We start from the raw sequence: 11,117 nt of genomic DNA on the forward strand, positions 1-11,117 counted from the left end.
CCCCAAAGGGCCCCGGCCGGTGCGTGTCCCGGAGGCACGGGCCGTGAATCGACAGGCGCCCGTTCCGGGCGCTCGCGCGTCAGTCGCTGCCGAGGCCGTCGACCAAGCGGCTGAGGAAGCGGCTGAACGTGGCGTCCGGGGTGACGGAACGCCCGGGCGCCGCGAGCGCTTCGGCGAGCTCCGGGTGGCGGCCGTCCGCGGCGACTGCGGCCAGGTAACGGGCCTCGGCCGCGGCCCGCCCGGGCGACTGCGCCACCCCGGCCTGCGCGACCTCGTACGCGACGTGCCCGGCGACGAACGCGGTGAGCTGGGCCAGGACCTCCAGCCTCGCCGCGCCGTCCAGCCCGGCGGGCCGCAGGGCCACGAGTCCGTGCTCCAGGAACGCGAGGGCGTTGGGACCGGGGGTGCGGCGCACGGTCAGGACGGCGGGGAGCCAGGGGTGCCGCAGCATCAGGGCCCGCTGGCGGTGGGCGAGGGCCTTGACGTCGGCGCGCCAGTCGCCCGTGAGGGCCTCCCCCACCGGCAGTTCACCGCTGACGTGGTCGAGCATCAGCTCCAGCAGCGTCTCCTTGTCGGGGGCGTAGCTGTAGAGCGACATGACACCGGCCCCGACCTGCGCGGCCACCCGCCGCATCGTGACCGCGTCGAGCCCTTCCGCGTCCGCGAGGGCGACGGCCGCCGCCGTGATCGCCTCGCGGCTGAACGCGGGCCTGCGCCCCCTGCGGGGCCCGGCGGGGTTCAGCCAGAGCTGCTGGGGGTCGACTCCCACGGTGCCGTCGTCGCCGTCACGGGTCACGGTCTCGGTACTCCTGTCCTGGTCCCCGCCGGTCCACCGGCCCCGCGGGCTCGCGGCCTTGTGGAACATATCCAAGCACCCGCTATTCTCGTACAACGTACGGAATTAGCGAGGGGGCGTCATGACAGCACACGCACACACGCACGCACACGACACCGCGACAAGATCGGCCTGGACCCCGCTGCCCGGGAAACCTCCGCTGTCCGCGCGGCTGACGCGCGCCACCTGGCGCGGCCTCCCGGCCGCACGGCACGACGTCGGGTGGGAGCCCGGACTGCCGGTACCGGCGGCCGACGGCATCCCGCTGATCACGGACCACTACTTCCCCCGCGCCGAGGGCGACTTCCCCACCCTGCTCGTGCGCTCGCCGTACGGCAGGGGCGTGCCGTGGTCGCCCCTGTACGGCGTGCTCTTCGCCGAGCAGGGCTTCCACGTGGTCCTGCAGAGCTGCCGGGGCACCGGCGGTTCGGGCGGCCGGTTCGACGCCTGGCGCGACGAGGCGCGGGACGGCCTGGCCACGGTGGCCTGGCTGCGGGAGCAGCCCTGGTTCGACGGGACGCTCGGCACGGTCGGCCCCAGCTACCTGGGCTACGTGCAATGGGCACTCGCGCTGGATCCGCCGCCGGAGCTGAAGGCGATGGTGGTGCAGGTGGGGTTCCACGATCCCCACGGCTTCTACCACGCGGGCGGTGCGCTCCATCTGGAGGACGTCCTCATTTCGGCGACCGGCGGCACGTACCAGCACGAGGGCGTCGCGCCGTTCGCGAAGGCGGTGCTGCGCCTCCAGCGCCGACTGCGCGAGGTCGCCACCGCGCGGCCGCTGCGCGGGGCGTACGTGTCCGCCCTAGGGCGCGAAGTTCCCTGGCTGGACGGTGCGATGACGCACCCGGACGCCGACGACCCGTACTGGCGCGGCACTTCCCACGGTCAGGTGGCGGAGCGGCTGGCAGTGCCCACCGCGCTGGTCACCGGATGGCACGACGTGTTCCTCGACCAGACCCTCGAACAGTACGGCCGCCTGCACAGCGCCGGTTGCGAGACGGCCCTGCTCGTCGGCCCGTGGACGCACACCTCCGCACTCCAGCGGGGCCTGCCCGAGGTGTTCGCGGAGAGTCTGGCCTGGTTGCGGGCGCACTTGTGCGACGACCGGTCCGGCCTGCGCCCCACCGGCGCGCGGGTGCACGTGGGCGGTGAGAGCGCGGACGGCGGGAACGCGTGGCGGGACCTCGACGACTGGCCGCCGCGGTCGCCGGACGCCGTGCCGTGGTTCCCCTCCCCCGGCGGGCTGGCCCTCACCAGGCTGGCCCCCACGGACTCCACGCCGGTGGCATCCTTCCGGTACGACCCGGCCGCCCCCACCCCGTCCCTCGGCGGCCGGTCGCTCGGCCGTACCGCGGGGCCCCGCGACAACAGGAAGCTGGAGGCCCGGGAGGACGTACTGACGTTCACCGGCCCGCCGCTGAGCGAGCCCATGGAGATCCTCGGTCCGGTCTCGGCACGGCTGAGCGTCTCCACGGACACCGGCCACGCCGACGTCTTCACGCGGCTGTGCGACGTGGACCCGCACGGCCGTTCCGTCAACGTCTGCGACGGGCTGGCACAGGTGCGTACGACCGGGGACGAGCCGTCCGGGGTCACCGTGCCGATGGGCTCCGCCGCGTACCGCTTCCCCGCGGGCCACCGCCTCCGCTGGCAGATCAGCGGGGGCGCCCACCCGCGGTACGCGCGCAGCCCCGGAACCGGGGAGGCGCGGGTCGACGCCGTCGACTACGTACCGGTACACATCACGGTCCACGCGGACTCGGCCCTGCTGCTGCCGGAGAGCGGCCTGTTCCCGCCGGAGACCAGGGCGCGGTAGACCGGTGCGCAGTGACGCGCGTTTTTCTGCGATGCCCACGGCGGCCTCGGCGATCTAGTGTGGCCCGATGACCGATTCCTCTTCGTACACCTCGTACACCTCGCGCCCGGAGACCGTCGATTTCCCGGAGGGCTGGGACAGCGCGGCGCGGCTGGTCGACGGGTGCTGGGTCGAGCGGAGTCCGCGCCGCCCGGAAGTGGCACGGCAGCTGCGTACGGAGACCGTTCTGATGCCCTGGCTCGGCCCGCAGCTGCCGTTGCCCGTGCCGGTGCCCCGTGTCGTGGCGGACGATCCGTTGGTCGTACGGCACGCGCTGGTCCCCGGCGAGCCGTTGACGGAACCGGACGCCGCGCGGGGACGGCGGCTGGGGCTGTTCCTGCGCGCCCTGCACTCCGCCGACGCGGCGGAAGCGGAGCGCCGGGGAGCGCCGTCCCCGCGCGAGGTGCTGGACGAACGCGCCGCCCTGACGGAGGACTTCCGGGCGCGTGTGATCCCCCTCCTGCCGGCGGACCGGCGCGAGTCCGCCCACGCGCTGCTGGACGCCGTCGGCTCGCTGCCCGCCCGGGCCCTCGTCCACGGCGACCTCGGCCCCGAGCACGTCCTGGTCCGGTGCGGTGCCCTCTCCGGCGTCATCGACTTCGGCGACGCGCACATCGGGGACCCTGCCGTCGACCTGGCCTGGGCGCTGCACGGGACACCGTCCGCGTTCGCCGATGCCCTCGCCGACGCGTACGGGGCGACGCCGGAGCTGCGCGGACGCGCTCTGCTCTGGCACCGCCTGGGCCCCTGGTACGAGGTGACCCACGGCCTGGACACCGGTGACCCGGCGACGGTGCGTTCCGGCCTGGCCGGGGTCCTGGCCCGCTGACCCGGGTTCTACGCTGACGCGTAGCCAGTTGGTACCACCACACAGACACAAGGAGCGAACATGTCCCTCCCCTCGTCCCCCTCCTCCCCCTCCTTTCACGACGTCGAGATCGACGCCCTTCAGGGCGGCCCGGCAGACCTCGCGCAGTACCGCGGCAAGGCCGTCCTGGTCGTCAACGTCGCCTCGAAGTGCGGGCTGACCCCGCAGTACGCGGCGTTGGAGAAGCTCCACGAGCGCTACGCGCCGCGCGGCTTCACCGTCCTGGGCGTGCCGTGCAACCAGTTCATGGGCCAGGAGCCCGGCAGCGCCGAGGAGATCGCCGCGTTCTGCTCGGCCACGTACGGCGTGACCTTCCCCCTGACCGAGAAGACCGACGTCAACGGCGAGGCCCGGCACCCGCTGTACGCCGGGCTCGTGGACACCCCGGACGCAGAGGGGCACACCGGGGACATCCGCTGGAACTTCGAGAAGTTCCTCGTCGCCCCCGACGGCCGGGTCACCGCCCGGTTCGGCCCGCGCACCGAGCCCGACGCCGCCGAGGTCACGACCGCCATCGAGGCCGTCCTGCCCGCCTGATCCGGCCCGCGGGGCGGAGCCCGCACGGCCTCGGCCGACGTGCGTCCGGGTACGGGGCGGACCTGGGCGCGCGTCGGCCGCGGCGCGTCAGGCGTCCTGCTGCGCCAGGGCCTTGCGGGCCCGGTCGATGTCCGTGGCGAGGTCGCTCGCGTCCGGTACGGGCGGCAGCATGTCGCGGTCACGGAGTCGCTGGATCAGTTTGTCGAGGTATTCCTGCCGGTCCGCGCGGGAGTGGCTGGGGCCGTGGAGTGCGGCCTGCCAGGACTCGTCCTTCCAGCGGTCGATATTGACCTCCTGCTTGATGAACTCCTCGTTGTACTGCCTCGCCCGTTCCACGAGTGCGTCGCGGATCGCCGTGTCGGACTGCTCGCGGAGTTTCCGGGGAAGTTCCTTGATCTGTTCGCGTGCCGTGCGCTCGGTGCTCCATTTGAGGAGCTTCTTGGCCTCCGCGGAGGCGCCGCCCTTGTCCACCTCCACCGTCTTCTCGGCGGCATTGTGCAGAATCACGGCCTTTTCCGCTTCGAGCTGCTGACGCTCGATGTCGGCGGCTGTCTTCACGAGTTTCCGGAGGCCGTCGGCACTGGCACGGAAGTCGTCGAGCGTCTTCTTCCACGCCTCGTCGCGGGCCTGCTGGAACACCGTGATCGACGGGATCTGCGCCTCCTTCCACTTGTCGGTGAAATAGCGGGCGCCATGGAGGGTGAGCCCGGCGGGCCACAGCGGGGTGACCAGCAGGGCGTCGGCCCCGAAGCAGGCCGCGGTGTCGTCGGCGTCGAACCGCCCGTGGCCGGCGGCCGCCCCGGCCTGCGTGCCGCACCCCACGAAGGGGACGATCGCGGTGATGGCGGCGGCCTTGTCCAGGCTCGTGGTGTCGTCGGCGAAGGCGTCGTACACACCCTTCGCCCACAGCACGCCGCCCGCGACCAGCAGGGCGCCCTTGGCCGTGCTGCCCGCGGACTTCAGATTCGCGCGGATCTTGGCCTTCGCCTCGGGCGAGAGCTTGCCGTAGCCGCGGATGCGGGCGTGGATGTCGGACGGGGACAGCTGCTTGCCGTCGGGGGCGACGACCTTGAGCCCGTATTTCCCGGCAAGTTCGCCGAAGACCTGCTCGACCTGCCTGGCCTCCGCGCTCTCCAGCACCTCCCCGGACGGCTTGCCCTCCTCCGCCGGTCCGGCCTCCTCCGTCCGCCCCTGCTCACAGACGTTCACGGACCGCTTCGCGCGCCCCGGGGAACCGCCGGTGGAGCAGACGCCATTGCCGTCGGGCCAGCCCTTGCCCGCGAGCCATTGGCTCATTCCGGGGTGCGCGGGGTCGTCGACGCCCACGATGAACAGATACTTCCTGGGGATGTCGCCCTTGTGGGCCCACGCGCCATTGGTGGATTCCCCACCGAGCGGGCCACCGCCGTGATCGCCCTTGAGCGTGCCGCCGAGAAACCGCCCGTCCTTCTTCAAGGCATCCCACCGGATCTTGACCCTGATGGCATCGCCGTTCCGCTCGATGGCGTTGCCGCCCTCGATCCCCTTCTTCGACGAGTCCCACATGAAGACGTGCTCGTGGTGCCCGTTCTTCGCGTAACCCGACCCGGCCTTCCTCAGCTCGGCCTCCACGTCCTTCCCCTCGGCGGCCCAGCGGCTCTTCGCGGTCTGCAGTCCGTTCCGATGCAAGGACTCCCGCAACTCGTCGAGATCGGCCTCGCCGCGCGGCCGTTTGTCGACGACGATGTGCGTGTACTCGTCGGCGAATTCCTGAGGCGCGCCGACCCCGCTGTCAGGCTTACCGGGTGGCGCGGCCTGGGCAACGGTCGTTCCCGTGATGGTCAGTACCATGGCTGTCGCCACGACGGTCGTCGTGACGCGCCCGGCGGATATCCGCTGTCCGGGGAATCTCATTTTCTCCCTCTGCAGGTGTCGTCTTGTCACGCGAAAGCGCTGAAAGAAGCCCGCTCCCGCCACGGGCCGAGATCTGACACCCCCACGCTTCCGTCCCACGACACCGGACACCATCGGCCGCATGGCCATACGGATCATCCCGCGGAACGAACCCCCACCCACCTCCGGGCGGGGATCGAAGCCCGCCCCGTCAGGGCATGATCTGGTTGTACGGAAACGCCCCTGGGCACCGGAACAAGCAAAAGAGGCATTCGATGGAAAGCTCCGAGGCCGGGAGGAAGCCGCCTGGGCCGAGAGAGGCAGGGCACGAAGCGGGGTTCGGGGAGGATGCGGTTCTGCTGCTGTTGCAGTGGCTCGCCGACCGAGGGGTGGTCGCCGCCCTCTCTTCCGGCGACGGGTACGGGTCTCCTTGGACGTTTCATGGTCTCCCCGGGCCGGACATCGCCACGGAATTGCGGCACGGGGTCGAGACAACCGGGGCCTCCATCAGTGAATGCCTGCGCTCCGCTCGGCCCCTTCTGCGCGCGGCCGGACTGCCCGCGTGCGAAGGTCCGTGGAATACGGACAGTGTCGAGGGTGCGGGGGCACTCACGCTGGACTGGATGACGGACCGTGGGATGAACGTCTTCCTCAAGGCGGACGGCCAGCGCCGGACCCCCGGGTGGACCTTTCTCGTCAGTGGCGGCCCGTTGTCCGGGACGTTGCGCTCCGACGGGGGCAGGGCCGAGAAGTGCCTGGGCCTGATGTTGTCCGAACTCCGTCGGCACGGCCTGGAGGTACCGGTCTGAGCGGCGCCACGTTTTCCCGTGCAGTCCTGAGTCCTTCGTCCCACGGATGCCTGCGACTCGCGCCTGATCCGCAGCGGGGCGTCGTCCGCCTACGGTGAGCGGACATCAGCACCGATCGGAAGAGCATCGGGAGAGCAAGAGCACATGAGCACCACCACACCGGTGTCGCTGGTCACGGGCGCCAACCGCGGAATCGGCAGGGAGACCGCACGACAGCTCGCCGGGCTCGGGCACACCGTTCTGCTGTGCGCCCGGCGGCTGGAGGACGCCGAGCGGGTCGCCGGGGAGCTGGCCGGGCAGCCCGGCACCGTCGTGGCCCGTCGGCTGGACGTGACCGATCCCGGCCTGGTGCAGGCCCTCGCCCGCTCCGTGGAGGCGGAGTTCGGCAGGCTCGACGTCCTCGTCAACAACGCCGCCATCGACTACGACATCACCGAGCGGGCCGTGGACGTGGATCTCGACAAGGTCCATCACACGATGGAGACCAATCTCTTCGGTGCCTGGCGCATGGTGCAGGCGTTCCGCCCGCTGCTGCGGCGGTCCGGCCACCCGCGCGTGGTCAACGTGTCCAGCGAATCGGGCTCGCTGACGACGATGACCGGCGGCACACCGGCGTACGGGGTGTCGAAGGCCGCCCTGAACGCGCTCACCCGCAAGCTCGCCGACGAGCTGCGCGCGGATCTCGTCCTGGTCAACGCGGTGTGCCCCGGGTGGGTGGCCACCGACATGGGCGGGGCCGGTGGTGGTCCCGTCGAGGAGGGCGCCGCTCATGTGGTCTGGGCGGCGACGCTGCCGGACTCCGGCCCCACCGGGGGCTTCTTCCGGGACGGCCGGCAGCTCCCCTGGTGAGCGGTCAGTCCCGGGAGCGGCAGGCGGCCCGTTCCCGGAGCGCAGTGGCCGCGCGGACGCACCAGTCGCGGTTGCCCTGTTCGAAGGCGAGGCCGCGCAGACACGTCAGATAGGGGCCGACGCGGTCGCCGTACCGCAGGAACTCCTCCTCGGTCCGGCCGCCTCGCATCGTACGCAGCAGCTTCTCGAACAGGTCGACTTTGGCCTGGGCGAAACCGGCGCGCTCGGTGAGCTGCCCGACGAGTGCCTCCGCCCCGACATGGTCGGCGGCCCGCACCTTGACGAGCAGGTCGTCGCGGATGGCGGACGGCTTGGTGACGACCTCCGTGAACCGTTCGAGCTCCGCGAGGCCCGCCTCGGTGACCGTGAACAGGCGCTTGTTGGGCCGCGTGTCCTGGACCACCTCCCGGCCCGAGACCAGCCCGTCCTTCTCCAGACGGGTCAGTTCGGCGTAGAGCTGCTGCGGCAGGGCGTGCCAGAAGTTCGCCATGCCGAGGTCGAACACCTTGGCCAGCTGATAGCCGCTCAGCTCCTCGTCGAGCAGCGCCGCCAGCACCGCGTGGCGCAACGCCATCAGGTCACTCCCTCGCCTCTGTCCAGGTCCGGCCCTGTTCCTGGACGCATCACCCATGATACTCAAGGAACTGACTAGTCATATTCATGACTATGCACCGTGCGCCGTACCCCCATGCCTGGAGGAGGAGTCATGACCGTCACGACCACAGCGGACCGCTTCCGCGCCGCAGTCGACAACCGTGACCTGACCGCCCTGGACCCCTTGTTCACCGAGGACGTCCGCTTCTACAGCCCCGTGAAGTTCACCCCCTTCGAGGGCAAGCCGATGGTGCTGGGCCTCTTCGGCGTGCTGCTGCGCACCTTCGAGGACTTCCGTTACATCGGGCGCTACGACGGCACCTCGGAGACGAGCGCGGACGGCACCGAGGCCCCGTCGGCGGTGCTGCTCTTCCGGGCCACCGTGGAGGGCAGGCAGATCCACGGCATGGACCTGCTGCACCTCGACGACGAAGGATTGATCAAGGAGTTCACCGTGATGGTCCGGCCGCAGTCCGCCGTCCGGACACTCGGCGAAGCGGTCTTCGCGGGCCTGGTCGCCGACGGCCTGATCCCCGGAGGCAACGGCTGAGATGCGCCCGGCGCCCCACAGGAGGAACCTGGAGGCAGTGGAGCGAACGGTCAAGGAGGTCGGCCATGTCCGTGATGGACAAGCTCAAGCAGTTGCTCAAGGGGCACGAGGACCAAGCAGGCAAGGGCATCGACAAAGCAGGGGACTTCGTCGACGAGAAGACCCAGGGCAAGTACAGCAGTCAGGTCGACACCGCCCAGGAGAAGCTCAAGGAGCAGCTCGGCAGGGACCAGGACACTCCTCCGCAGCAGTGACAGCTGTGAGGCAGCCACTCACCACATAGGCACATGCATTCGACAGCCCTGCTCTGTCGGCAAAGAGTCGCAGGTCAAGGCCGTCAAGTGACGTCACCGCGCCCGGCCTCGCCGTGGCGCGGTTGCGTACGATGCGGGCATGATCGCCTATGCCCCCGCTCTCCTGTTCCTCGCCCTCTTCGGTATCGGCGTACTACGTGACCGCCGGCGCTTCAGCAACGCCGTCTACCTCGGGCTCGTCTGCGTCAGCCTGTTCCTGGGACTGGCGGCGTCGGCCGACAGGAGCGGCGACCAGGGGCACCCCGCTCTGGAGTGGCTCGTGGCCGGGATGCTCCTGATCCCGTTCCTGGGCGCCCTCGTCCTGCCGGTGTTCCTGCTGGCCAACGGCGTGAAAATGATCCGCAAGGAAGGCCGCAGCCCGGCGAACCTCCTGTCCTTCCTCGTCGGCCTCGGCATCTTCGGGCTCATGGGGCTGATGGTCGCGGCCGCGGTCGCGCACTCCCGGGCCCTGGTGATCGTCACCGGCACCCTGCTGCTGATCGCCGCCTATGTGTCCTTCCTGTTCTTCTGCTTCATCGGGTACGCGTTCCTGTACGGGCGGCTGCGGCCGCGACGCGACGTCGACTTCGTCGTGGTGCTGGGCTCCGGGCTCATCGGCGGGAAGCGGGTGCCGCCGCTGCTCGCCAGCCGGCTGGAGCGGGGGCGCAAGGTGTACGAGGCCCAGGCGGCACGCGGCAACCCGCCGGTGGTCGTGACCTCCGGCGGCCAGGGCCCGGACGAGCACCTTCCCGAGTCCCACGCCATGGCCGACTACCTCACCGAACGCGGCTTCCCCGCCGAGCACATCCGGCGCGAGGACCAGTCCCGTACGACGGAGGAGAACCTCGTCTACAGCAAGGCCCTCATGTCTCAGGACCGTGGCGACTACTCCTGCGTCATCGTCACCAACAATTTCCACGCCTTCCGGGCGGCGCTGATGGCACGGAAGACCGGGGTCAACGGCCAGGTGGTGGGTTCGCCGACGGCGGCGTACTTCTGGCCCAGCGCGACCATTCGCGAGTTCATGGCGGTGTTCCTCCACCACAAGCTCGTCAATTTCTCGATCTGCGGTCTGCTCGTCCTCCCCGGCCTGCTGGCCCTGGTGGTCGGCTGACGTCACGGCACCGGTCCGCCGGACCGGCCCGAGGGCGGCGGGCGGAGCTGCGCACGGCTCTGCCCGCCGCCCTCGGTGTCACTGCGGGAGACCGGCCGGGAGCCCCTCGGACGCCCCGCCCTCCCGGATGCGTGCCAGCAGGGCCTCGTGGAAGGCGGCGAGCCCGTCGCCGGGGACGGGGCACGGGGTTCCGGTGAGCGTGTACCACTCCTCGGCACCGACGTACTGCACCGCCACCGAGGCGCGGTCGCCGGGCAGCGGCCGGGTGACGACGGCCAGGTCGCCGGTGACCACGCCGACCTCGTCCGTCATCACGCCGCCGGGCCCGGCCACCACTTCGCCGCGCAGTTCACCGGTCATGGCCGGGTCAGTCGCAGGTTTGGAGCATCGCGACCAGCTTCTCCTTCTCGGGCTGGGTGACCTTCAGCCCGTAGATGCTCTTCATGTGCCCCCAGGCCCGGGAGTAGCCGCACCAGAAGTCCGTGTTCGGCGGCGCCCACTGGTCGGGCGACTGGTCGCCCTTGGAGCGGTTGGAGGCGGCGGAGACGGCGAACAGCTGGGGGTTGTCCAGGTCGTTGGCGAACGCCTTGCGCCGGTCCGTGGTCCAGGTGTCCGCGCCGCTCCGCCACGCGTTGGCGAGCGGCACCATGTGGTCGATGTCCACCTTCGACGCCGAGTCCAGGGACTTGTCGTCGTACGGGCTGTACCAGGAGCCGGAGGTCGCCCGGCACATCGAGTCCTGGGTGACGTTCGTGCCGTCGCGGGACAGCACCACCTCACGCGTGTCGCACTGGCCGTACTGCTTGATCCAGTGAGGGAACTTGGCCCGCGAGTAGCCGTTCATCGAGTGCGGCGCCTCCACCGTCAGCGCGTCCACCTCCGTGCGGACCGCGTCCGCCGACGGCGGCTCGGGGGGCACCCGGTGGGGCGCGACGGGA

The 11,117-nt window shown here is 70.9% G+C and carries 13 protein-coding genes; 8 read left to right on the forward strand and 5 right to left on the reverse strand.

Translation table 11 applies throughout. From position 1 onward, the window contains the following. Nucleotides 1–79 precede the first annotated feature (79 nt). Nucleotides 80–796 (reverse strand): TetR/AcrR family transcriptional regulator C-terminal domain-containing protein, encoded by a 717-nt coding sequence (locus K6I34_RS21200; protein ID WP_229327901.1) that lies wholly within the window; start codon nt 794–796, stop codon nt 80–82. Between the two features lie 121 nt (nt 797–917). Here K6I34_RS21200 and K6I34_RS21205 point away from each other — a divergent pair, with 121 nt between their 5' ends. The 3 genes from K6I34_RS21205 to K6I34_RS21215 all read left to right on the forward strand — a co-directional run bounded on the left by K6I34_RS21205 (nt 918) and on the right by K6I34_RS21215 (nt 4,098). Then, complete coding sequence (locus K6I34_RS21205; protein WP_229327902.1) at nt 918–2,654, forward strand: CocE/NonD family hydrolase; 1,737 nt, start codon at nt 918–920, stop codon at nt 2,652–2,654. Between the two features lie 67 nt (nt 2,655–2,721). Continuing rightward, nucleotides 2,722–3,522: a phosphotransferase gene (locus tag K6I34_RS21210; protein ID WP_229327903.1), complete on the forward strand. Its 801-nt coding sequence runs from the start codon at nt 2,722–2,724 to the stop codon at nt 3,520–3,522. Nucleotides 3,523–3,582: 60 nt separating this feature from the next. Further along, complete coding sequence (locus tag K6I34_RS21215; protein WP_229327904.1) at nt 3,583–4,098, forward strand: glutathione peroxidase; 516 nt, start codon at nt 3,583–3,585, stop codon at nt 4,096–4,098. An 87-nt stretch (nt 4,099–4,185) separates the two neighbouring features. On the opposite strand, the gene K6I34_RS21220 is transcribed toward K6I34_RS21215, so the two are convergent. After that, nucleotides 4,186–5,991: a hypothetical protein gene (locus K6I34_RS21220; RefSeq protein ID WP_229327905.1), complete on the reverse strand. Its 1,806-nt coding sequence runs from the start codon at nt 5,989–5,991 to the stop codon at nt 4,186–4,188. Between the two features lie 602 nt (nt 5,992–6,593). Here K6I34_RS21220 and K6I34_RS21225 point away from each other — a divergent pair. Beyond that, nucleotides 6,594–6,779 (forward strand): hypothetical protein, encoded by a 186-nt coding sequence (locus K6I34_RS21225; protein WP_229327906.1) that lies wholly within the window; start codon nt 6,594–6,596, stop codon nt 6,777–6,779. 144 nt (nt 6,780–6,923) lie between these two features. Next, entirely contained in the window at nt 6,924–7,628 is a 705-nt protein-coding gene (locus tag K6I34_RS21230; RefSeq protein WP_229327907.1) for an SDR family oxidoreductase, read from the forward strand. Between the two features lie 4 nt (nt 7,629–7,632). Here K6I34_RS21230 and K6I34_RS21235 read toward each other — a convergent pair whose 3' ends face one another. Continuing rightward, nucleotides 7,633–8,202, reverse strand: a complete 570-nt coding sequence (locus tag K6I34_RS21235) for a PadR family transcriptional regulator (protein ID WP_229327908.1) — start codon at nt 8,200–8,202, stop codon at nt 7,633–7,635. Nucleotides 8,203–8,334: 132 nt separating this feature from the next. On the opposite strand from K6I34_RS21235, the gene K6I34_RS21240 reads away from it, so the two are divergent. The 3 genes from K6I34_RS21240 (at nt 8,335) to K6I34_RS21250 (ending at nt 10,179) form a co-directional block, all read left to right on the forward strand. Continuing rightward, a complete protein-coding gene (locus K6I34_RS21240; RefSeq protein WP_229327909.1) occupies nt 8,335–8,772 on the forward strand; it encodes a nuclear transport factor 2 family protein in 438 nt (145 codons plus the stop codon). 65 nt (nt 8,773–8,837) lie between these two features. After that, complete coding sequence (locus K6I34_RS21245) at nt 8,838–9,026, forward strand: antitoxin (protein ID WP_229327910.1); 189 nt, start codon at nt 8,838–8,840, stop codon at nt 9,024–9,026. A 139-nt stretch (nt 9,027–9,165) separates the two neighbouring features. Then, on the forward strand, nt 9,166–10,179 hold the full coding sequence (locus tag K6I34_RS21250; protein ID WP_229327911.1) for a YdcF family protein: 1,014 nt from the start codon (nt 9,166–9,168) through the stop codon (nt 10,177–10,179). 78 nt (nt 10,180–10,257) lie between these two features. Here the strand turns inward: K6I34_RS21250 and K6I34_RS21255 are convergent, their stop codons facing one another. Next, nucleotides 10,258–10,539, reverse strand: coding sequence for a hypothetical protein (locus K6I34_RS21255; RefSeq protein WP_229327912.1), 282 nt, complete (start codon nt 10,537–10,539; stop codon nt 10,258–10,260). A gap of 7 nt (nt 10,540–10,546) precedes the next feature. Further along, nucleotides 10,547–11,098 carry an HNH endonuclease family protein gene (locus K6I34_RS21260; RefSeq protein ID WP_229327913.1) on the reverse strand — a complete coding sequence of 184 codons (552 nt, stop codon included), beginning with the start codon at nt 11,096–11,098 and terminating at the stop codon, nt 10,547–10,549. Nucleotides 11,099–11,117: the final 19 nt, after the last annotated feature.

It is taken from the genome of Streptomyces sp. UNOC14_S4, from assembly GCF_020740835.1.
Taxonomy (GTDB): Bacteria; Actinomycetota; Actinomycetes; order Streptomycetales; family Streptomycetaceae; genus Streptomyces.